The sequence below is a fragment of the Pseudaquidulcibacter saccharophilus genome (assembly GCF_019455445.1).
Lineage (GTDB): Bacteria > Pseudomonadota > Alphaproteobacteria > Caulobacterales > Aquidulcibacteraceae > Pseudaquidulcibacter > Pseudaquidulcibacter saccharophilus.
Genome location: NZ_JAHWUS010000002.1, coordinates 122,839 through 145,545, shown reverse-complemented (window position 1 = coordinate 145,545; position 22,707 = coordinate 122,839). Strand labels below are relative to the sequence as shown.

At 42.9% G+C, this 22,707-nt stretch carries 19 protein-coding genes; 6 read left to right on the top strand and 13 right to left on the bottom strand.

What is annotated here, in order from left to right; genetic code table 11:
• Positions 1-18: 18 nt before the first annotated feature.
• The 7 genes from mnmC2 to KXV15_RS06355 all read right to left on the bottom strand — a co-directional run bounded on the left by mnmC2 (position 19) and on the right by KXV15_RS06355 (position 8,664).
• A complete protein-coding gene (gene mnmC2 / locus KXV15_RS06385) occupies positions 19-1,776 on the bottom strand; it encodes a tRNA (5-methylaminomethyl-2-thiouridine)(34)-methyltransferase MnmC2 (protein WP_240007342.1) in 1,758 nt (585 codons plus the stop codon).
• 95 nt (positions 1,777-1,871) lie between these two features.
• A complete protein-coding gene (locus KXV15_RS06380) occupies positions 1,872-2,132 on the bottom strand; it encodes a hypothetical protein (RefSeq protein ID WP_240007341.1) in 261 nt (86 codons plus the stop codon).
• Between the two features lie 489 nt (positions 2,133-2,621).
• The gene (gene motA / locus KXV15_RS06375; protein ID WP_240007340.1) at positions 2,622-3,488 is read right to left on the bottom strand and encodes a flagellar motor stator protein MotA; all 867 of its coding nucleotides are present in this window, start codon (positions 3,486-3,488) and stop codon (positions 2,622-2,624) included.
• A gap of 119 nt (positions 3,489-3,607) precedes the next feature.
• Positions 3,608-4,753, bottom strand: coding sequence for an acetylornithine deacetylase (gene argE / locus KXV15_RS06370; RefSeq protein ID WP_240007339.1), 1,146 nt, complete (start codon positions 4,751-4,753; stop codon positions 3,608-3,610).
• 24 nt (positions 4,754-4,777) lie between these two features.
• A complete protein-coding gene (locus tag KXV15_RS06365) occupies positions 4,778-5,395 on the bottom strand; it encodes an FKBP-type peptidyl-prolyl cis-trans isomerase (protein WP_240007338.1) in 618 nt (205 codons plus the stop codon).
• 21 nt (positions 5,396-5,416) lie between these two features.
• Complete coding sequence (locus KXV15_RS06360; protein ID WP_240007337.1) at positions 5,417-6,625, bottom strand: threonine ammonia-lyase; 1,209 nt, start codon at positions 6,623-6,625, stop codon at positions 5,417-5,419.
• Positions 6,626-6,711: 86 nt separating this feature from the next.
• Positions 6,712-8,664: a S9 family peptidase gene (locus KXV15_RS06355; protein WP_240007336.1), complete on the bottom strand. Its 1,953-nt coding sequence runs from the start codon at positions 8,662-8,664 to the stop codon at positions 6,712-6,714.
• Positions 8,665-8,777: 113 nt separating this feature from the next.
• Between KXV15_RS06355 and KXV15_RS06350 the strand changes: the two genes are divergently transcribed.
• Both KXV15_RS06350 and dut read left to right on the top strand, forming a co-directional pair.
• Entirely contained in the window at positions 8,778-9,119 is a 342-nt protein-coding gene (locus KXV15_RS06350) for a hypothetical protein (protein WP_240007335.1), read from the top strand.
• 239 nt (positions 9,120-9,358) lie between these two features.
• Positions 9,359-9,832 carry a dUTP diphosphatase gene (dut, locus tag KXV15_RS06345; protein WP_240007758.1) on the top strand — a complete coding sequence of 158 codons (474 nt, stop codon included), beginning with the start codon at positions 9,359-9,361 and terminating at the stop codon, positions 9,830-9,832.
• Here dut and KXV15_RS06340 read toward each other — a convergent pair whose 3' ends face one another.
• The 4 genes from KXV15_RS06340 to KXV15_RS06325 all read right to left on the bottom strand — a co-directional run bounded on the left by KXV15_RS06340 (position 9,833) and on the right by KXV15_RS06325 (position 14,219).
• A complete protein-coding gene (locus tag KXV15_RS06340; RefSeq protein ID WP_240007334.1) occupies positions 9,833-11,383 on the bottom strand; it encodes a YifB family Mg chelatase-like AAA ATPase in 1,551 nt (516 codons plus the stop codon). It lies immediately after the preceding gene.
• Between the two features lie 127 nt (positions 11,384-11,510).
• Complete coding sequence (locus tag KXV15_RS06335; protein ID WP_240007333.1) at positions 11,511-12,116, bottom strand: TMEM175 family protein; 606 nt, start codon at positions 12,114-12,116, stop codon at positions 11,511-11,513.
• 6 nt (positions 12,117-12,122) lie between these two features.
• Complete coding sequence (locus tag KXV15_RS06330; protein ID WP_240007332.1) at positions 12,123-13,103, bottom strand: hypothetical protein; 981 nt, start codon at positions 13,101-13,103, stop codon at positions 12,123-12,125.
• A gap of 138 nt (positions 13,104-13,241) precedes the next feature.
• Positions 13,242-14,219 (bottom strand): hypothetical protein, encoded by a 978-nt coding sequence (locus KXV15_RS06325; RefSeq protein WP_240007331.1) that lies wholly within the window; start codon positions 14,217-14,219, stop codon positions 13,242-13,244.
• A 133-nt stretch (positions 14,220-14,352) separates the two neighbouring features.
• On the opposite strand from KXV15_RS06325, the gene KXV15_RS06320 reads away from it, so the two are divergent.
• The gene (locus KXV15_RS06320) at positions 14,353-14,742 is read left to right on the top strand and encodes an Hpt domain-containing protein (protein WP_240007330.1); all 390 of its coding nucleotides are present in this window, start codon (positions 14,353-14,355) and stop codon (positions 14,740-14,742) included.
• Between the two features lie 2 nt (positions 14,743-14,744).
• Here KXV15_RS06320 and rnd read toward each other — a convergent pair whose 3' ends face one another.
• Entirely contained in the window at positions 14,745-15,914 is a 1,170-nt protein-coding gene (rnd, locus tag KXV15_RS06315; protein ID WP_240007329.1) for a ribonuclease D, read from the bottom strand.
• Positions 15,915-16,086: 172 nt separating this feature from the next.
• On the opposite strand from rnd, the gene aspS reads away from it, so the two are divergent.
• From aspS to KXV15_RS06300, 3 genes are all read left to right on the top strand, one after another.
• Positions 16,087-17,868 (top strand): aspartate--tRNA ligase, encoded by a 1,782-nt coding sequence (gene aspS, locus KXV15_RS06310; protein WP_240007757.1) that lies wholly within the window; start codon positions 16,087-16,089, stop codon positions 17,866-17,868.
• Between the two features lie 79 nt (positions 17,869-17,947).
• Entirely contained in the window at positions 17,948-19,477 is a 1,530-nt protein-coding gene (locus tag KXV15_RS06305; protein WP_240007328.1) for a pentapeptide repeat-containing protein, read from the top strand.
• 702 nt (positions 19,478-20,179) lie between these two features.
• On the top strand, positions 20,180-22,054 hold the full coding sequence (locus KXV15_RS06300) for an AMP-binding protein (protein WP_240007327.1): 1,875 nt from the start codon (positions 20,180-20,182) through the stop codon (positions 22,052-22,054).
• An 88-nt stretch (positions 22,055-22,142) separates the two neighbouring features.
• Here the strand turns inward: KXV15_RS06300 and KXV15_RS06295 are convergent, their stop codons facing one another.
• Entirely contained in the window at positions 22,143-22,667 is a 525-nt protein-coding gene (locus KXV15_RS06295; RefSeq protein WP_240007326.1) for an RBBP9/YdeN family alpha/beta hydrolase, read from the bottom strand.
• Between the last annotated feature and the right edge of the window lie 40 nt (positions 22,668-22,707).

Sequence of the window (22,707 nt, the reverse complement as noted above, 5' to 3'; positions counted from 1 at the left end):
GTTTAAATTGGATTTATATCACTGCACCTTAAAACGGTGCGCTTCGGTTAATGCCCTTATTTCTTTGAAAAATGGCACAGGCTCTTCAACAATTTCACTTACAATAGTCTCAGCCAGAATTGGTGCGGTTGAAAACCCACGTGACCCAAGCGCACCAAGCGCATAAATCCCGCCGTCAATTTGCCCTGCAATCGGCAGTTTATCTTTGGATACAACCCGAACCGATGCCCGCCCTTTTAAGTCGTTAAAACCGATTTTTTCGGCAAGCTCCGGCGCAAATTCAGACAAAACACGATGATTGCGTTGATGATGCGTATTTGTAATTTCTGGACCATCGCCAAGTTCAATGGCATCAAAAGTTGCCCCAAAAATTGTGTTACCCTCGTGTTCAAGGCAATAACCTTTACCGGCTTTGGGGATTGTAATTTCATAATTATGCGGTGAAATACTTACGACACCAGCCTTGCCACCGACTGGGAATTCAATGCTATCAAATTCATTGACACCAGTGCCATTAGCAATAATCACATAATCATAATTTTGATATTTTTCATCAGAAGAAGATAATGTGTATTTATCATTGTCAAATTCAATATGATTGATTTTTTTATTAATTATTACAGCATCTTGGAACAGTTCTTTAAGGATTTTTTGCGGCATAATTTTACCACCCGCGCGGTGAATAAAATAATCATCACCAAAACCCAAAACATCGTCTGGCAAAGGTGGTAAACCTTTAAACATTTCAAGTTTTTGAAAATCACGCTCTGCCTTTGGGTATTCATTTATTTCAAGCGGAACAAAAGCTTCTTCCGGCATATTCTGATAAAAGAAATGGGCATAAATAAATGAGTTTGTAAAAAAACATGCTTGTGTTGTTGGCTGCCGATCTATGCGTGGCATTATAAGGCCGGCATAATTGCCGCTTGCCTTCGCAATATGTTCGGGGTCATCATCGAAAACATCCGCATTGATACCGCGTTTTTTAAAGGCATTATATAAACAAGCCCCTGCAATACCGCCGCCGATAATCGCAACTTTTTGGATTGACTTTTCGGGCTCTTCTTCACCTTCTAACCATGCCTCTAGGCGTTCACGTTTATTGGCAAAACCTTCACGTTTCGCGTGTTTAAACCCTGCGGCATCAAGATTATCGCGGATAATCCTTGCAACGCTATAAGTTCCAATTTTTACATCAGGTTTAGAAAGGCGTCTTATTTCATTAAAAAGATGCATTGACCACATTTTAGGATTTCTTGCCGGTGCAAAACCGTCAAGGAACCAAGCATCGGCCTTGAAATTCATTTCTTTGATTGTGTCATCAATATCGCCAACCACCAATGTAAGCGCGACATTATATTCATCAAACCAAATACGCTGCACACCCTTCATAGCTTTTGGGAATTTAGCAGTTAGTTTCCTAGAAAGTTCGTCAATTTCTGGCCAATTGGAATGCGCAGCACGGGCAATTTCCAGCGGCATAATATGCTTTTCAAAGCTAATAAAATGGAGGACACCGCGCTTATTAGGCGTTTCAATCCATTTTTTAAGGGTAACTAGAAAATTTAAACCAGTTCCAAAGCCGGTTTCGGCAATTACAAACCCGTTCTTTTGTGTGAATGCTTCGGGGATATTGCACGGCTTAAGAAAAACAGCCTCGGTTTCCAAAAAACCATCGGCTTTTGAATAAAATGGATCATCATATTCCAAAGACACTGGTATATTGTTTTCATCAAAAACAATCTTGGTCTCTTCAGAACGCCGCCCATCGCCCATTTTATCCTCCATCACAGCAATATGATAGAATGTATTATTAAATGAAAAAGGCCGCCCTGTTAAGGAGCGGCCTTGTAAAACTAATCTGCTAAAAATTAGTGTTTAGCAGCAGCGTCAACCGCATTAGCAGCAGCATCAGTTGCAACGTCAGCAGCGTTAGTAGCAGCAGCAGCAGCAGCGTCAGTAGCGTTAGCAGCAGCGTCAGCAGCAACGTCAGTTGCGTTAGCAGCAGCGTCTACAGCATTGTCAGCAGCGTTAGCAGCTTCAGCAGCAGGTTCAGCAGGTTTGCCACAAGCAGCAACACCAAGAAGAGCTACAACAGCGGTAGCAGCGAAAAGCTTTTTGAGCTCGATCATTGAAAACATCCTCAATTAAGTTTCTCTGCGAGCCCCATAAGAAACGCACGCATTAATGCCGATTTAGCTGAAATTTCATTTCGTGCAAGCCCTATAACCATATTTTTCTGTGTTCGTATTTATGCGTTTTTGCATAGATAAGACGGAAAATACGTTGTTTTAAGGCATAGCTGATTATGAATTTGGACAAAATGCAGCGATGCCAGATAAAAAAATTGTAATTTTTATATTTATTTTCAATAGGTTACACATAAGAGCATTAAACCATGCATTGGCATAGGATATATACAAACCTAAGAATGGGCAAAGAATAGAGTTTGCAAAAATGCCACATATTAAATGAAAATTTTGCAGTAATTCGCCTAATAATTAAGCGTAATCAGAATTTATATCTAAAAAAGCGCCAATATTACAGAATCGACAAATCAAATAAAAAAGCCGCATCCATAATAAATAGATGCGGCCTTACGAATAATATTAAAACTAGAATCAATCGTTTGGTAGATTGCCTATCGCTTCTTCAAGAACAGCAAAAGAAGGTTGGATAGAAGATGGCACAGAACCACGCCCAATTTCTGCTGAAACCTGTGCCGCATTGCCATGCAGGTGGGCAACCAATACATCCATAATAATCACATAAAACTGATGTTCTTCATCAACGATTTGTCCAAGTCTTGCCGCCATTGGGGCAATCAAACCATACGCCAAGAACACGCCCAAAAACGTACCTACCAACGCGTGACCAATCATTGTACCAAGAATTGCTGGTGGCTCGGTAATTGCGCCCATTGTTTTAACAATACCCAAAACCGCCGCAACGATACCAAGTGCAGGAAGACCATCCGCCATGTTTTGCAAAGCATGTGACGGAAGATGTGCCTCATGATGATGTTTTTCTAATTGTTTTTCCATATTGGCTTCGACCTGATGCGGATCATCAAGGTTCATGGTCATCATACGTAAGGTATCACAGATAAAATGAACCGAATGGTGGTCTTTAAGGATTTTTGGGTAACGGGAAAAAATTGCGCTTTCTGAAGGTTTTTCGATATGCGCCTCTAATGCCACAACCCCTTTTGACTTCATTAATTTGGTAAGTGAGAATAATAGCAATAATAAATCAGTATAATCTTGCTTTTTCCACTTTGGACCAGCAGCAATTTTAGCAAAGCCACCACCAACACCTTTTAATGTATCAAGCGAGTTACCAATAACCATCGCACCAATTGCGCCACCAAGGATAACGATCAATTCTGTCGGAGCAGCCTCGATAACAGCCTCAAGGTGTCCACCACCCAAAAGGTAGCCACCAAAAATCATTACAAAAACTATTACAATACCAATAGCAAGAAACATGAAGTCATCCCTGACGATAATTTTGTACTCTTTTAAAGTATAAGAATTAACGTTAAGTGGATTTTGGGTTTACAAAATGTTGATAAATTGCGTTTTGGCGTGCTTTTACTGCAAATTATTTAGATTTGAGTACAAATTATTTTTTCCAAAAACTGTAAACACTTTTTGATTTGATCAGTTTCAACATATTCATCTGGCTGGTGCGCCTGCAAAATAGAGCCTGGTCCACAGATAATGGTTGGCATATTTTGCGCCTGAAATAGACCTGCTTCGGCGGCATAAGAAACGGCAATAATATCATTATCACCATTTACAGCACGGCAAAGATTTTCGGCAGATGAATCAGAAACAATGCTTAAAGCCGGCGTTCTTGAACGAACTTTTAAAACCGCCCCACCGTCTGGTGCGCGCGCTTTTATGCTTTTATCAACATCATCAACCGCGTCTTTTATAATATTTATCAATTCATCAAGGTTGAAATCAGGTTCATAGCGAATATCAAACGCAAATTTGCATTGGCGCGCCAATATATTTACGGCGGTTCCACCTTCAATAGTTCCAATTGTCATGGTAGTGCCAGATGGGGTAAATAAACTATCAGCTTTGCGATATTTTTCACCCAATTGACGGATAAGCGATAATAATGGAATTGCCTCCATAATCGCGGAGACGCCTTTATCTGTTCGGCTTGAATGCGCCTCATGTCCCGTAATTTCAATAATGAAACTTGCGATGCCTTTATGCCCCGACACGACCTTCATATCGGTTGGTTCGCCAACAATCACGGCATTAATTGGCGGAAAGTTTTGCGCGATATATTCAACCATGCGCGGCGCACCAAGGCAGCCCACTTCTTCATCATATGAAAGCGCATAATAAATTGGCCGCGACAGCTTAAGGCTTTGGATGAATGGTACATAGGCAAGAAAACATGCCGAAAACGCCTTCATGTCACATGTGCCACGCCCGAATAATTTGCCGTCTTTTTCGATTAATTCAAATGGATTGCTATGCCAATCTTGTCCATCAACAGGGACAACATCACTATGCCCAGAAAAGACAATGCCGCCTTCAACCTCTGGGCCAAAGACGGCGATTAAATTGCATTTATTGTCGTCATCCGAATTGATACGAATGGTCTTTGCGCCATATGTTTTAAGGTAGGTATCAACCCAATATATGAAGTTTAAATTTGAATTACGTGAAACCGTATCAAAACCAATTAGCTTTTCTAAAATGCCTATTGTATCTTCGTACAAATCCACGCAAATCCCCTTTAAATCATATCATTAATGTTGTTGGCTCTCTTCGCTTGCTGCACCCACGGCATTGAAATCACCGCCCGCATCACCGCCAACATCATTGGCACCAATAACTTTTTCAAGCTTCATCTTAAAAATCAAAAGTGAGTTTGCAGGTATTTGACAAGGCAAGTCAACCCCGCAACCAGTCGGAAGGCTTGCCGGTCCATAACCAAGATTTGGCGAAACCCAAAGAACAAACTCATCGCCTTCGTGCATTAATAATAATGCCTCAACCCAACCTGGTATAAGGTTTGCCACCGGAAACTCTGCTGCAACACCGCGATTATATGATGAATCAAACACACTGCCATCAAGCAATTTGCCCTCGTAATTCACACGAACGATTGAATCATATTTTGGCATTGGCGCATTTTTATTACCGCTCGCAAGCACCTGATATTGCAAACCGCTTTTGGTGGTAATGACACCGGGTTTAACCTTGTTTTCGGCAAGAAACTTATCGGCGGTTTCAAGATTTGCCTGTGCCGTTGCCGCAATTGAACCCTCAGGTGGTTTTGCGGCTTCTTGTGGTTTTGGGGAACAAGCGCCAGCCAAAAGACCAAGCATAATGACGGGAAGCAAACTTCTTTTAATGGCAAACATGTGCAATCCTGTATCTTTAAATTATGAATTTGCGCGCGGCGGATAACCTGCTTCGGTCAAAGCCTCGATAATTTCTTGCGTGTGTTGGGCATCACGGCTTTCAACCATAATATCGAATTCCGCACCCTTTGCCGGCACATCAAGGGCAAGGCGATTATGCGCAACCTCGATTATGTTACCACCACTAGAGCCGATAATATTAGAAACCACACCCAAAAGCCCAGGGCGATCATCACCAATCACGCGCATCCGCACAATACGTTTTTCACGCACCAAAGAGCGGGTCAAAACCGATGCCAAAAGGCGTGGGTCAATGTTACCACCCGACAAAATCAAGCCAACTTTTTTGCCTTTGAACTTTTCAGGATATGACAAAAGTGCGGCAAGGCCCGCAGCGCCCGCCCCTTCGGCAATAGTTTTCTCAACGTTGCAGAAAAGATTGACCGCTTGTTCAAGTTCGGATTCGCCAACCTCAACCACTTCACGAACAAATTCGCGGCAGATTTCTTTGGTGATTTCGCCGACTTCTTTAACAGCGATACCTTCGGCAATTGTCTGCCCTTCGCATTTAACGTCTTTTAATTGGCGCAATGCAGCATTCATTGACGGATACATTGCAGGTTCGACCCCAATGATTTCAATTTCAGGCTTTAGATGCTTTGCAGCAATAGCGATACCGGAAATCAAGCCGCCACCACCAACCGGAATGACCAAGGTTTCAAGCTCTGGCACGGTTTCAAGCATTTCAAAACCCAATGTTCCCTGCCCTGCAATGATTAACTCATCATCATAAGGGTGAACAAAGACCAACCCTTCTTCATCACAGGTTTTATGGGCAAAATTTGATGCCTCCACCAAATTACGACCATGAATTATAACGCGTGCGCCATGTCTTCTTGTATGCTCAATTTTGGTGAATGGTGTCCCCTCTGGCATAACAATTGTTGCAGGAATACCAAGCAGCGCCGCATGATATGCAACCCCTTGGGCATGGTTTCCCGCACTCATGGCGATAACACCGCGATGCTTTTCATCATCATTTAGTGACAATAATTTATTCAATGCACCGCGTTCTTTGAAGGCCGCAGTGAATTGAAAATTTTCAAACTTAATCCAAACCTCGGCCCCCGTAATCTCAGACAAAGTTTTTGAATATTCCATTGGTGAATATTTAACTTTGCCTTGGATGTTTTCGCGGGCTTTTTGAATGTCTTTTACAGTTACTGTCATGATTATATGTTTGGATTACTTTTGAGAAAAACGCTAACTACCGCCTAAACGTCGCCAAAGCAACCGTGGAAGTCATAATATTTCGCCTATTTTATTCCAAAAATTTCCTTAAAGAATAGGGTTTCTGCTTCTCTTTGGGCGTCACGGTTATTCTTTTTGGAAAAACCATGCCCTTCATCTAGTGCCAACATATACCAAACCTTGCCGCCATTGGCACGGATTTTTGTTACCATTTGTTCGGCCTCTGAACGCGGCACACGTGGATCATTCGCACCTTGGATAACGAACATAGGCTTGGTGATTTTTTGTGCATTGTTCAAAGGCGCAATTTTTTCTTGGAATTCGCGCATTTTGGGATCCCGCTCATCACCATATTCAACACGGCGCAAATCAACCCGATAGCCTTGGGTATTTTTCAAGAATGTCACAAAGTTTGAAATGCCAACGATGTCCACACCACCCGCAAGTTTATCATTAAAATTGGTCATTGAAGCAAGCACCATATAACCACCATAAGAGCCGCCATATACCGCAATTTTATCCTTATCGACATTTGGCAAAGTGCCAAGATAATCAATCAATGCGCCAATGTCTTTTACGCTATCTTCACGCTTAAAGCCATTATCAAGGCTTACATATTCTTTGCCATAGCCGTTTGAGCCGCGAACATTTGGCACAACCACAACCGCCCCAAGCTCATTGACCCAATATTGATAGGCCGATGAAAATGATGGTGTTGACTGGCTTTCTGGGCCGCCGTGAATTGAAATAATCACCGGATGCTTACCTGGTGTGGTTGGTTCATAAATGAATGCAGGGATTTGTCGCTGCTTGCCATTAACTTTATCAAATGTTGGATAATTGATAAGTTTTGGCTCTACAAAAGTTTTTGGGTTTAATCCGCCAATTTCACTCTCTGTCCAGCGGGTGATTTTATTATCCGCCAATGAATATACAAATGCGTCTGATGATGTCGTTGCCGAGCTTAGAGAAAAACCAATTTGTTCATCACCGTTCCATTTGAAATCGCCAGAAACGCCATTCGGTATCGCAAGTTCTTTAGGTGCTGTGCCTTTGGTATCGGTTAAATATGCCTTTGAAAACCCACCCTCATTCACAACATATAATAATTTATTTCCGCTTTCGGATGCCGCCATTCCCGCAACATCCCAATTTTGAACTGGTGTGATACGTGTGCGCTTTTCAGTCTTTAAATCAAGCGCAACTCCATATGCGAATTGGGAGTTTTCATCGGTTGTAAGATAGATTGTGTTTCCATCATTACTAAAGAAACCGCCATCATATGAAACTTCAAGCTTTGGGGTAATTGGCGTATAGGCGCCGCTTTCAATATCCAAAATTCCGCGTTCCGATTTTTGAACCGAAATATATTTTCCCATCAAAAGTTTTTTACCATCTGGTGAAAAATCATAAACCCCATAACCGCCATCGGCCTTATAAACCATTTTTGCAGATGCCGGATTATCAATATCCATAACCATTATCTCTCGGGTTGGGCTGCCGGAGCGAGAAACCGAATAGGCAATTTTTTTGCCGTCTTTTGAGAATATCAAATTCTCATTTCTTGTGCCCGCTTCGGTTAATTGTTTGGTTTTTCCGGTTTCAAGATCATATAAGAAATATTGAAAGAATTCATCACCACCTGTATCTTTTGAGAAAACGAATTGTTTTGAATGTGGGCGGGTTTCGACTGATAAAATACGCTCGTCATAAAATGTAATTTGGTTACGCGCGCCCAATGGGGTTTTTACCAAATGCACTTGATTCGTCTGTGCAAAACGTGTGGTTATCAAAACACCACCATCAGGCGTGAAACCTGCAAGCCCTGCCCCACGCACGTTTTGATATTGAATCAATTTTTCTTTTATATCCGCCGGAGTTTCAGGCACATTTTGGGTTATTAAATTGCCCTTTTTAACCTCTTTAACTGCCTCTTGTGCAAATGTAGTGTGGAAAATGCAACAATTTAAGGCGATTACTGCACCAGCACAAAATAAAGCAAATTTTTTATTAGACATATCAAACCATCCGTGTTTAAATCTCAATAAGGTAACAATCTGTCACAAAATTATTATTGTCAAATCTGGTGTAAAAGTTTTGTGCAACAATTTTTCAAATTGCTCGGTAAAAAATGGAAAATCATAATTACAGACGGTCAAAACGTAAAATGTTTCGCCTTTTGGCAAAGTTTCTTGCCATTGGGGTTGGTACTGGCTGGTTGATTCTTACTTCATTTTTTGTGCTTGATGTTGGTGGGTTGCGCACCCTCGCCCATATGAACCATATTGAATATATTGTTTATCCATTGCTCTATTTATTTTTTGCCATCACATTTGGCGCGGTTTCGATGGGTATTGGCGTTATGACCATGCATAAGAATGATGACGATGACGATGACTTTCCGGGTGGCGGCAAGAAAATCCCTGCAATTAATTTTGGCGAACTTGCAAAAGTTAAGGTTAGCGCACAATAATATTTTGATTTTTCATTGAATCACCACAAATAAACACCATAAAATCTTTTATAAAGGTGGGGGTTTGTATGGGTATCTTTGGCACTAAGAATAAAAGAGCTTTGGTCAAGAAAGCTGTTACAAAGGATAAAGAGCCTGTAAAAACTGCCGAAGAAAATACTTTGGAAGTTACCGAAGTCGCCGCAACCATTGTAACCAATAAAACAAGCGCACCAAAAATTGAAAGCCTTCCCCCGCAAATGAATCTGCCACCTGTGAAACCATTAATTACCGTTGAAAAATTGCCGCATTTCGGCGATTTGCAAATGCCAAAATATGAAACCGAACAATCAGCGGGCATGGATTTGCGTGCGGCACTGGGTGAAAAAGAGCACATTGATATTCTTCCTGGGCGTCGCGCATTAATTCCAACTGGTTTAAAAATTGCGTTGCCTCCGGGTTATGAGGCACAAATCCGCCCTCGTTCCGGTCTTGCGTTAAAAAATGGTATTACCTGCCTCAATAGCCCCGGCACGATTGATGCCGATTACCGTGGTGAAGTTGGCATTATCCTTATCAATCATGGTTGGGAGGCATTCCGCATCCAAAGGGGTGATCGTATTGCGCAAATGGTAATTGCACCCGTTACCCAAGCAGCATGGCTAGAAGTAGACGCACTTGATGCCACCGAACGCGGCGAAGGTGGTTTCGGTTCAACTGGTGTATCTGGTTAATCAGCCACGAACCTTGGTGATATTTCCAATATTTACCGCCTCTTCCATTGGGTCGGTGCGCCTGTATGCCAAAGCCTCGGCGACATGAATTCTTTTTACGCCATCAACACCATCCAAATCGGCAATTGTACGCGCCACCTTTAAAGTGCGGTGATAGGCACGCGCCGAAAGCCGCATTGTATCGGCGGCACGTGTAAGCAATTCACGACCCGCCACATCAGGAGTGGCAAACTTATCAAGCAAATCACCAGATATAACGGTGTTTAAAGCGTGGCTAAGCCCCAAATCCTTATATCTTTGTGTCTGAATATCACGTGCAGATTTCACACGTGCCGCAACTTCTTTTGAACCTTCTGCTGGTGGGGGTAATGACAAATCAGAAACCGTTACCGCCGGCAAATCAATCTGAATATCTATACGATCAAGTAATGGGCCAGAAATGCGCGATTGATATTGCGCCATGCATTTTGGTGCCTTGCCACAGGTACGACCACCCGCAGCGCCACAGCGACACGGGTTCATCGCGGCCACAAGCTGAAAACGGGCAGGATAAGTTACATGGCGATTGGCGCGCGCAACCACAACCTCACCAGTTTCAAGGGGCTGACGCAATGCATCAAGTGCCTGCACACCAAATTCAGGTAATTCATCAAGGAATAAAACCCCATTGTGGGCAAGTGAAATTTCACCGGGCTTTGCACGATTGCCCCCGCCAGTAAGTGCCGCCATCGACGCCGAATGGTGTGGTGCGCGGAATGGGCGATGGCGGTTTAATGAACCTTTTGCCAATACCCCCGCAACTGAATGTATCATTGAAACATCAAGTAATTCCCAGGCGTCAAGCGGTGGCAAAATTGATGGCAATCTTGCCGCAAGCATGGATTTTCCCGCCCCGGGCGGACCACACATTAAAAGATTATGCCCGCCGGCTGCCGCAACCTCTAACGCGCGCTTTGCCTGTTCTTGCCCGCGCACATCACGTAAATCTGGTAAACCAACATCATCAAGTAATTCGCCGGCCTTTGCGGGTGCAATCACCTCTAGGCCCCGAATATGGTTTATAAATCCCATAAGGCTTTTGATGCCAATTACCTTGCCACCAGACCACGCAGCCTCGGGCGCAGAATCGTGTGGGCAAATAAAAGTAAGCTCTTCTTCCAATGCCGCAATTGCCGCGGGTAATGCGCCTGCAACCATAAGCCATGAACCATCAAGCCCCAATTCACCCATACACGAAAGCCCATCAAGCGCATCGGATGGTAAAACCCCCATTTCGGTCAAAATGCCAAGGGCAATTGGTGCATCATAATGCGAACCCTCTTTAGGTAAATCGGCGGGTGATAAATTAACAACCACCCGTTTATTCGGTAAAGCCAAACCAATAGAGGCAAAAGCAGAACGAACACGTTCACGGCTTTCGCCAACCGCCTTATCGGCAAGGCCAACAATCGCAAAATATGGATTTGATCCGCAATCGGTTATCTGCACCTGAACATCAACATGGCGCGCCTTTGCGCCATCAAATGCATAAGTTACAATTTTTGCGACCATTATCACGCCCCCAAAAGCAAATCACGACCAAATCATTTCGCAACCGAAACATCCACAACCAAACGATTGCACGGGCCATAAAGAGAACTTTAGCAGAACATTTATAGAACGCAAGTGGTTTTTTGAACTATTTATTATCAACCAATTTTTCAATACGCCTATCGGGAATCACCCACAATAACGCCACCAAATGATAAATAACCAATGATACAGCAGGCACAAAGAAGGATAAACCAACCGCAACTAAATAAGATGTGGTCGATAAAATCTCTTTATAACCCGCTTTATCATATGCCTTGGCAATGGCGCTATCTTTACCGCTAAGGAAGATAAGGGTTTTTGCCAAAATGCCATATGCAATTGACGCCATTAAAAGGACAAAGCCATAAATCGCGGTTGGCAACATTTCAAAATGGTTTTCCCCCATAAAACCTGCGGAGAATGGCAAAAGTGAAAGCCAAAATAACAAATGTAAATTGGCCCACATTGCTGCCCCATTGATGCGTTTTGCCGCCGCAAGTAAATGGTGGTGGTTATTCCAATAAATCCCAACATAAATAAAGCTTAAGATATAGGTGAAAAACACCGGTGCAAGAGGTTTTAACGCCGCCCAATCATGGCCATGCGGAACCTTAATTTCCAAGACCATAATGGTTATGATAATTGCGATTACGCCGTCGGAAAATGCCTCAAGACGCGATTTGGAAATATAGAATTTTTCACCTTCACTCATTTATTATTATGCTTTCTTTTCACGGTTTGATTGGCCAAGTCTTTGCCTTGAAGTATTACAAGGAACTGCAACATGTGTGCATAAATCAAGGATTTTGCCAATGGCTTTTGATGTCTTTTCTACCCAAACTTCAACATAGGTATGGCTATAACCACTTGGGGTAAAGCGAATATAATAACCATCAGGATGAAGCGACCAACGTGTTTGTGGTGTCTCGATACTTCCTGCGCCCCATGGTGCATCACCCGTTAAAACGGCAACGCGTTCAATAGATGCATAAGAACCGCCTGAACTTAGAAGCGATCTAATCTGCCCCTCTGCACGTAATGCCTGCTGCAATGCTGGGGGTGCTTGAAGAATGGTTTTATTCAAAACCGATGGCGGAATAACGTCAAGCGCACTACGGTTTAGTGTTAGCAATTGCTGTTTCGTCATTAATCGTGCGGCAACGGCCTGTAACTCTGGGCTTAGGGTTTCAAATTTTGCACGCGATAAAATTGCCCAAATCAGTGATTGAATATCATGCTGTTCAATATCTGGGTTTAGAAATGAATTTTGACGAATTTGGGTAATAAGCGCCGCCGCAGAACCCAAAGTTGGCGCATAAAGATAGGCATCACCACCGCCTGGGCCATGCGTTCCGGCATGGAAACAGTATGATTGAGCGTGAAAATCAAAATATCCCGCAGTCAAAACAAATGCACCAACACTATTTCTTTGAAGAACTTTAAGTGATTTTTTAGGCACTGGCGGGACAAAATTATCCATTGATGGCACGCCATATTTTGCATCTTTTAAGGAGGTTGTAATCAGGTCGCGATTCCCCGCGAGACTTGTAAGGCTAAGGCCGTTTGCAACTTTTGGAAGATTGTCACCAATAATCCCACCCAATCCACCAAGACCGGGAACTTGTGCCAATGCCGGTGATGACAATGCCGCCATACCAGCGCCCAAAAGCAAACCGCGTCTTGAAATATCCTGTTTCATTTAATGTCCCCAATTATTAAATCATGCCCCATAGGACTATGCATATAATTTTATTTGTCAAATATTTTATAACACACCAAGATAAACGCCCCCAAATATCTCTATTTAGGGGCGCTAATTATTTTGAGCTTGAAAATGTTAATATGTCCAATATTCAAATTGACGAGTTCCCGGCACTTCGCGCCAATCACCCCAGCCATTTTCACAAACGACATAGCTTACGACCGCGCGGCCACCGCGATACCAATCGCGGGCTTGAACACGCATGCAGTCATCGCCGTAACCGCCATAAGGTGAATAGCCATCATTATAGCTGAATGCCCAGTTCCCACCGGATAGGAAGAAGGAATACCAACCACCCCAATTACTCCAAAGAGATGGGTATGCGTACCAAGTGCTTCCACGGCGCCACCCTCTGCGGGCGTCATAGCCATCAAAGCCCCAACGGCGGGCATATGTATTTGGATCACCCCATGAATAATTCCAACGGGTCCAATTACCATATGGCCCCCAATAACGGCTTCCGCTACGGTCAGAATATTCAAAACGGCGTTTGTCATTATCGTGGCGGTAATAGTCATTTCTGTCATTATCACGACGATGGTCATTGCCATATTGCGGTGTGCGATATCCATTATTATTGCGATAATTATTGTTATATTGCGGTTGTGGCGCTGGTTGTGGACGTGGGGCATTATTATAACCACCGCGATTGTCATTGCCACGATAATTATTATCGCCACGATTATCGCGCCATGCATTACCATCGTTATTATCACGTGGTTGCGGCCTGTTATTCTGGCTGAAACGCTCATTACGATTATCTGGGCGATTATCTGGGCGTGGTGAATAGCTTTGTTGCGGCTGTGGATTCTCACGAGCAACAGGTGCAGTCATGGTCGGCGGCGGGGTTTGTCTCTGCTGCGGAACATAATTTGGGTTGCGCTCTGGTGTGCGGTGAATTTTCACCTCACTACCACGGTTTTCATCGCGATCATTGCGATAATCTCCTGGTGCAGCAAACGCCGATGATGCGATTAATGAACCGCCCACCATAAGCGCCATAAAAGCGACACTTGAACGTCTTAAACCCATATTTGATGAAGCTTTTTCCATCATATACTCCTTTCAAGAAATACTTATTCTAAGCATTCCCAACGGTAACAATTGTAAAATAGCTTTCCTGACCACAATATGAACGGATTTTTCATAATTAGAAGATATGTTAACCATAAAAAGGGGCTAAATAGTGTCAGATTTCACAGAAATCCATAAATCAGGACCAGTTATTGATGTCGCGCATTTGCAAAGAATGGCTGGTGATGACAAAAATTTAATGCTTGAAGTGTTGGGAATTTTCCGTCAACAGGCTGAAATGTGGGAAAAACTATTGTCGCCCGATACCCCTACCCCAGATTTTATGGTTGCGGCACATACTATCAAAGGCTCTGCCAAATCAATTGGCGCGTGGGAATTGGGCGAAATTTGCGCCCGCGCCGAAGAAGAGGCACGTTCACGGCAATTATCGCGCGATGAAAAGTTCGTTTGGCGTGAACAAATTTTGCAAACCCTTGATGCCGCAACAACCGAAATCGCAAATGTTGAGCATAAATTAAATATGGAATTGTTGAAGGGATAAACCTATTCCGCAATTGCCTTTTGCAACTCGCTTATGGTGACTTTTTTGCCTTTTATCGCAAGGCCAAACTCACCATGTTTTAGTTTTAAGGCTTTTTCCCCAAAAATCTCACGCCGCCACCCCTGAAGTGCAGGTGTATCGGCATCATCAGAAATCGCAATTGCCTCAAGGTCATTGGTGCTTGCGATTAAACGCGGTGCAACACCCAAATCCTCGGAAACAGCGCGAAGCAGAACTTTCAATAATTCGGTAATTGCACCAATGCCGGATGGGTTTGGCTTTGGACGCGACGCCTTTGGCGCGAATTCTTCTGGTGATTCCATGGCTTCGTTTAAGGCTTCTAAAAGTGCCATACCGCCTTTAGATTTGCCAAAACCCTTTGGAATGGCACGCATTTTGTCCATTGCTTCGGGAGTACGTGGTTTTTGTTCGGCAATTTCAAAAATTGCATCATCTTTTAAAGTACGACCGCGCGGAATATCTTTTTCCTGCGCATACCATTCGCGCCATGTTGCCGCCGCAAAAAATGCCGCCATATATTCAGTATTGAATTTTTTTGGTTTTAGGCGCTTCCACGCATTTGTCGGTGTTGTATCGTATAAATCAGGATTGGTGAAATGTTCCATTTCTTCCAAAACCCAATTAGTACGCCCCAATTCCTGAAGGCGTTCAACAATTATCGGATAGGCATCGCGAAGATAGGTTACATCGGCAATGGCGTAATTAAGCTGATTTTGGCTTAAAGGTCTTAGGGCCCAATCAGTGAAGCGATGGGTTTTATCAACATGAATCCCCAAAAGCGCATTAATAAGCCCGTCATACGAAACCTGTTCACCAAGCCCCAATGCCATTGCGGCTGTTTGGGTATCAAAAACCGGTTTAGGTAAGGTTTTGCCCATAATGCGATAGAATATTTCCAAATCCTGACGCGGGGCATGAAATACTTTTAGGATTTTTTCATCCAAAAGAATGGCGACAAGTGGTGAAAGATCAATATTTTCCGCCAATGGGTCAATAATAATCTCAATTTCACCCGCAGCAATTTGAATCAAACATAATTTTGGCCAATAAGTTGTTTCGCGCATGAATTCGGTATCAATGGCGATAAATTCCTGTTTGGCTAAATCCCCACATACCGCAGATAATTCTTCGGTTGTTTTAATAAGATTCATTAAGACTGCCTTTTAGTTGCGATTTTTTCTCTCTATGACTCATTTGTTGTTAATATGTAAGGTGTTAAGCCCAATTTAGGCAAGCCAAAAGCAGTTAATTCCCGTGAATACTGAAATTGTTTTTGATACAAAAGCAAAATCTGCTAATAAAGCGGCAAATTTCAAAAGGTTTATCATGACATATCGCACACACACTTGTGGTCAGTTACGCGAAACTGACGTTGGTAAAAAAGTTAAAATAGCAGGTTGGATTCACCGTCGCCGTGATCATGGCGGTGTTGCATTCATCGATTTGCGCGACCATTACGGCATTACACAGGTGGTTTGCGGCCCAACCAATCCAAATTTTGATAAATTAACCCACCTTCGCGCCGAATCTGTTGTCGCCATTGAGGGTGAGGTTATCAAACGTGAACCGGGCACAGAAAATTCTGATTTGGCAACCGGCGCAATTGAATTGCGCGTTGAAGGCATTGAGGTGCTTTCAGAAGTTACCCAAGATCTTCCTGTTCCTGTATTCGGTGAGTTGGACTATCCAGAAGATGTTCGCCTGCGTTACCGCTTCCTTGATTTGCGCCGCGAAACTTTGCACAAAAACATTATGTTGCGTTCAAATGTGATTTCATCACTTCGCCGCAGAATGAATGATGCGGGCTTCTTTGAATTCCAAACCCCTATCTTGACTGCTTCTTCACCAGAAGGTGCGCGTGACTTTTTGGTTCCATCACGCCTTCATCCGGGTAAATTCTATGCGCTTCCACAAGCACCGCAGCAGTTTAAACAATTAATCATGGTTGCAGGTTTTGACCGTTATTTCCAAATCGCGCCTTGTTTCCGTGATGAAGATGCACGCGCCGACCGTTCACCTGGTGAATTCTATCAGCTCGATATCGAGATGAGCTTTGTGACCCAAGACGACGTATTCGCGGCAATCGAACCGGTTCTTTCTGGCGTATTTAGCGAGTTTTCGACATGGGAAGCGGATTCCGCACCATTCACTCGCATCAAATACCGCGATGCAATGTTGAAATACGGCTCTGATAAGCCTGACCTTCGTAACCCATTGATTATTTCTGACGTTACCGAAGTATTCACCCGTGAAGACGTGACCTTTGGCGCATTCAAAGGCGTTATCGACAAAGGCGGTGTGGTTCGCGCCATCCCTGCCCCTAAAGCAGCCGACAAACCACGTTCATTCTTTGATAAATTGAATGAATGGGCGCGCAAAGATATGCAGGCGGCGGGTCTTGGCTATATCACCTTTAAAGATGGCGAAGCCAAAGGGCCAATCGCAAAATTCTTTGCCCCAGAAGCCATTGCACGCCTTAAAGAAATTGCGGGCGTTGACGAAGGTGACGCGGTATTCTTTGCGGCCGACACAGAAGATAAGGCTGCAAAACTTGCGGGCCAAGCACGTAATAGAATTGGTGAAGAACTCGAAATCTGTGAGAAGAATGTTTACCGCTTCTGCTGGATTGTTGATTTCCCAATGTTTGAATACAATGAAGACGAAAAGAAAATCGACTTCTCGCACAACCCATTCTCTATGCCACAAGGCGGCATGGAAGCATTATTGACCAAAGACCCACTTACTATTGATGCCTATCAATATGACATCGTATGTAATGGTGTGGAACTTTCTTCGGGTGCAATTCGTAACCACCGCCCTGAAATCATGCTTAAGGCATTTGAAATCGCGGGCTATGACGCAAGCGTGGTTGAAGATAAATTCGGCGGTATGTTAAACGCATTCCGTTACGGCGCACCACCACACGGCGGTCTTGCACCGGGCGTTGATCGTATGGTTATGCTTTTGGCGGATACACCAAACATCCGTGAAGTAACCATGTTCCCAATGAACCAAAACGCGCAAGATTTGATGATGCAAGCACCAAACGAAGCAACCAACAAACAATTGCGTGAGTTGAACTTGCGGGTCGTTTTACCAGAATAATTTCTATTGCAACCATGCAATAACAATCATACAAAAGCCACTCATGATTGAGTGGCTTTTTTTGTTGGTGGGGGAATCGTTGACTGAATTAAAAGAACTTAATTGGGATAAGTATAAATGGAATTCCAAAGACAATAATATGAAACCTATTTTGAAGGCACAATATGAAGAAAGAAAAGGGTATCAAATTCTTGCTCCATTAGAAGATATGATGCTTAATGACGGCTATTTGATAAAAGACCCTGATGGTGAATTATGGCACATATTACAAGCACCATTAAAATGGGAAAATGGTATTTCTACGGAAAAAGAAACTTCAAACTTACGCCAATTTGCCTCTCCATTTGAAACATTTCACAATCATATTTCTGGCATGGCAATTGATGGAACAACACTTGACGTTATAACCAGTAAAGCAAAAAATGGCTTTACATTAAATCAGTGCATTATCTTTGGATCAATTAATAAGGCAAATATATCAAGGATTTCTAATAGTACAATTGAAAATATAATTTTATTTAAAGCTAATTTTGAAGAAAATATTAGTTTTATAAATTGCAACTTTATAGGAGAAGCAAACATACATGAATGCAATTTTAGAAGCCTAGTTTTTAGTTCATGTAATTTTGATAGCTTAACAATAAGTAATAGTGAAATTAATGGAAATTTTAGTTTAATAAGTATTTCAAATCACTCAAACACGTTGTGTAAACTAAACATTGTTAAAGCAAAATTTATAAAAGATGTATTGATAAGAAACTCAGAATGCAAAGATACAATAATAAATATCATTGAATCAAAATTTAGAGAAAATGTTGATTTTAAATTGGATAAAATCAGTCCAGAAAATTTATTTGCTTGGAATATTTCTAGATCAGAATTTTCATCAGGTCTATCAATACTTACCGATAAAGTATTTCCCCCTCATATAATTTTCAATTGCACAATATCTAAAAAACTATTTGTAACAAAAACAAAACTTGGAAATCATAGAAACTTCATATTGCCAAATAAGATATTAGATAATCATTCCGAAGATATTAATAATAAATATATTACTAATTATGAATTCTGGTCTCGCGTAATATCTGGAACGCAAGAGTTAAATAAACAAATGAACTTGGTTAATGATAAGCAAGCAGAATGGGTATATTACGACATCGAACATTATGCGAGACTACAAATCAATAAAATAAATAGTAGAAAATCAATAATCAAAAGATTTTTATCATCGTTTAGTCTTGAACAATTATATGATACATTTTCTGGGAATGGGTTATCACTAACCAAGCCGTTAATATGGTTGTTTTTATTGTGGCTTGTCCCGTCTCTAATCTATCTTACGACACAGGCATTCACATTAATTCATCAAGGCGATGTGGTGTTTTCTTGGAATGCGCTTGTTGACGGCTTTGTAATTTCCGCTTCGCAAATGGTGCTTGGTTCATTCAAAGGCGACACCAAATGGCTAGATTTCATAGGTTTTATGGAGAATAATAATTTATTTTTATCGGTCATTGACCGCATAGTCGCATTTTTACAAAACCTGTTTTCAATTATTCTTGTGTTTTTGTTTGGTTTGGCAATTCGTAGGCGGTATCAGGTTTAGCTTTGCGTCCATTTAGTTAATTTAAATGCACTGCTAATGGTACAATTTGCTAATGTTGCGGTATTTGCACCTTCGCCGACCCCCTTCAGTCGCTACGCGACAGCTTCCCCGCAAGGGGGAAGCAAAGCCCCCTCCTTCCGCTTCGCAAGAGGACAATCCTTAATCCCAGTCTATCCCCGCATTGATAAATGCCATTAATATTCATGGCGAGTTAGTTTGGTTGGATTGATGGGTGCGGTTTTGGGATGTCAGGAAATGTCAGGGTTTTTGGATGTCAACAAATGTCAACATTTCGCGATAAGCCACAAAATACGCGCCAACAATCAACTTAACTAACTGATTAATAATCACTTTATTGAAATTATTTGAGGTTACAAAATGGTGGAAATAGGAAAAAATGGTTACATTTTGTGAATTATGGGGCGGGTTTTGGTGAAGCAGAAGCCACCCTTCCGTCTTTTGCTACGCAAAATCCACCTTCCCGCTTTTCGAGCGCGAAAAAGTTGCAGACTTTTTCGATAACGCGAGTAACCTCGCTAAAAGGGAAGGAGTTAAATTCTTAATCCTTAATCTCAATCCCCTAGCCTTTAGTATGATTAGACTTATTGCCATGATGTTTTGTTATGCGTTTTTGCTAATCTGTTGCCCTCAAAAACAATAATCACCAAAAATCTACCTAAACAACTGCAACTGGGGAATAATGTGACAGACCTATACACAGAAGCCTATCGTAAATCTATCGAAGACCGTGATACTTTTTGGCTAGAGGCGGCCGAACAAATCACGTGGTATAAAAAACCAACCACCGGATATACAGAGGGTGAAGGCTGGTTTGCGGATGGCGAATTAAACGTATGCTATAACGCAATTGACCGCCATGTTGAGGCTGGTCGTGGTGATCAGCTTGCGGTTATTTATGATAGCCCGGTTACCAACACCGTCAAAAAATATAGCTATAAAGATGTTCAAGAACAGGTTTCACGCGTTGCCGGTATGATTGCCGATTTGGGCGTTACCAAGGGCGACCGCGTAATTATTTATATGCCAATGATTCCTGAAACCTTGTTTGCAATGCTTGCTTGTGCGCGTCTTGGTGCAATTCACTCTATGGTGTTTGGCGGGTTCGCTGCACCAGAGCTTGCAAAACGTATCGATGACGCAAAGCCAAAACTTATCATGTCGGCATCGGTTGGTATCGAACCCGGTCGTTTGGTTGAATATAAACCACTTTTGGACGCGGCGCGCCAAATCGCCGAGCATAAGGTTGAAAAAGCGGTAATTTTCCAACGCGAAGTTCACTCTAATTTGCTTGACCCTGATGCAGATGTAAACTGGGCGCGTGCTTATCAAAAAGCGGCACCACATCCATGCGTTCCGGTTAAATCAACCGATCCACTTTATATCCTTTATACATCTGGCACTACTGGTATTCCAAAAGGCGTGGTTCGTGACAGTGGTGGTTATGCAACCGCACTTAAATGGTCTATGCCTGCGGTTTATAACCTTGCACCGGGTGAAGTATTCTGGTCGGCATCTGACTTTGGTTGGGTGGTTGGTCACTCTTATATCGCTTATGCACCGCTTTTGAACGGTTCAACCACCGTGATATTTGAAGGTAAGCCAGTTGGCACGCCAAATGCCGGAACTTTCTGGCGCGTTATCCGTGATTATGACGTAAAAGTATTCTTTACCGCACCAACCGCAATTCGCGCCGTGCGCCGTGATGACCCTGATGCACTTTTCATTAAAAACGAAGGTACACGCAATTTGCGCGCACTTTACCTTGCCGGTGAACGTGCCGACCCAGACACTGTGAAATGGGCCGAAGATAACCTTAAAATGCCCGTTATTGACCATTGGTGGCAAACCGAAACCGGTTGGCCGGCTATGGCGACCTGCGTTGGTTTGGGGCGTACCGAAACCTTGGCTGGCTCTGCGGGGCATCCGGTTCCGGGCTTTGACATTCATGTTATCGCCGAAGATCAAACCCACCTTGGCCCAGATGAAATTGGCGAAATTGCGATTAAACTTCCGCTTCCTCCGGGCTGCTTGCCGACACTTTGGCAAAAGCACGACCACTTCGTTAAATCATATCTTGAACGCCACCCTGGCTATTACACTGCCGGCGACGCAGGTATGATTGATAAAGACGGTCGCGTCCACGTTATGAGCCGTATTGACGACATCATCAACGTTGCCGGTCACCGCCTATCAACTGGTCAAATGGAACAAGTGGTTGCGACCCATGCTGCGGTTGCTGAAAGCGCGGTTATTGGCGTTCCTGACCCGCTTAAAGGTGAACACCCGCTTGCATTCGTTGTGCTTAAATCTGGTCAATATATCGAACACGGCGTGTTGGTTTACGAATTAATCGCGCTTGTCCGTAAAGAGATTGGTCCGGTTGCGGCATTCAAGGATGTTCACATTGTTGAAAAGCTTCCAAAAACTCGTTCTGGTAAAATCCTACGTGCGACAATTCGTAAGATTGCATCTGGTGAAAATGTTGATACTCCGGCTACTATCGAGGATTCAGAAGCATTAAAATACATCAAAGAAGCTATGGGCCACGAATACTAGTAGGTTTCACGTTTTCAAGGGATGGAAACAAAAACAATACCCCTGTCGTAAGGCAGGGGTAAAACTTTTTTGGGCATAATTTTGCATTTTAAAGGCGCTTTAATACCCCCTGCCCGTCTTGCCATTCGCCCAAATTGCTATCGGCATTGATATGGCCAAGTTTGCCAACATTCACAAATTCCGAACCCCAAAGTTCGGCATATTCTTGGGCGCGTTTCAATGAAATCCAAACGTCATTTTCACTGGCAATAATGATTGACGGGAAAGGCAATTTTTCAAGCGGCATGGGGGTAAAGCCATGTGCCGCAATTGGTTCCGGCAAATCATCAACATCGGTTGGCGCAACCAAAAGCGCGCCCCGTACCGAATGCCCATATTCCTTTGCCCAATGCAAAATCGTGGCAACACCCAATGAATGACCGATTAGGATGACTTGTGATAAATCCTCATTCGCAAGGGTTTCCTCGATGCGGGCAATCCAATCATTCTTGTGAACGTCTTCCCATTTGTCTTGTTCAATAGTTTGGGCATTGGGAATGACATTCGCCCAAACACTTTGCCAATGTTCGGGTGTGTTCTTGCTATAACCAGGGATAATATAATATTTTGCCATAACCCATTTAAACACCGCATAGCGCATATTAAATAGCTTT

Excerpts from the sequence above, each read along its gene's own strand:
- mnmC2 (WP_240007342.1), bottom strand. The coding sequence starts at position 1,776 with ATGGGCGATGGGCGGCGTTCTGAAGAGACCAAGATTGTTTTTGATGAA.
- KXV15_RS06380 (WP_240007341.1), bottom strand. The coding sequence starts at position 2,132 with ATGATCGAGCTCAAAAAGCTTTTCGCTGCTACCGCTGTTGTAGCTCTT.
- motA (WP_240007340.1), bottom strand. The coding sequence starts at position 3,488 with ATGTTTCTTGCTATTGGTATTGTAATAGTTTTTGTAATGATTTTTGGT.
- KXV15_RS06365 (WP_240007338.1), bottom strand. The coding sequence starts at position 5,395 with ATGTTTGCCATTAAAAGAAGTTTGCTTCCCGTCATTATGCTTGGTCTT.
- KXV15_RS06360 (WP_240007337.1), bottom strand. The coding sequence starts at position 6,625 with ATGACAGTAACTGTAAAAGACATTCAAAAAGCCCGCGAAAACATCCAA.
- KXV15_RS06355 (WP_240007336.1), bottom strand. The coding sequence starts at position 8,664 with ATGTCTAATAAAAAATTTGCTTTATTTTGTGCTGGTGCAGTAATCGCC.
- KXV15_RS06350 (WP_240007335.1), top strand. The coding sequence starts at position 8,778 with ATGGAAAATCATAATTACAGACGGTCAAAACGTAAAATGTTTCGCCTT.
- dut (WP_240007758.1), top strand. The coding sequence starts at position 9,359 with ATGAATCTGCCACCTGTGAAACCATTAATTACCGTTGAAAAATTGCCG.
- KXV15_RS06340 (WP_240007334.1), bottom strand. The coding sequence starts at position 11,383 with ATGGTCGCAAAAATTGTAACTTATGCATTTGATGGCGCAAAGGCGCGC.
- KXV15_RS06335 (WP_240007333.1), bottom strand. The coding sequence starts at position 12,116 with ATGAGTGAAGGTGAAAAATTCTATATTTCCAAATCGCGTCTTGAGGCA.
- KXV15_RS06330 (WP_240007332.1), bottom strand. The coding sequence starts at position 13,103 with ATGAAACAGGATATTTCAAGACGCGGTTTGCTTTTGGGCGCTGGTATG.
- KXV15_RS06325 (WP_240007331.1), bottom strand. The coding sequence starts at position 14,219 with ATGGAAAAAGCTTCATCAAATATGGGTTTAAGACGTTCAAGTGTCGCT.
- rnd (WP_240007329.1), bottom strand. The coding sequence starts at position 15,914 with ATGAATCTTATTAAAACAACCGAAGAATTATCTGCGGTATGTGGGGAT.
- KXV15_RS06295 (WP_240007326.1), bottom strand. The coding sequence starts at position 22,667 with ATGGCAAAATATTATATTATCCCTGGTTATAGCAAGAACACACCCGAA.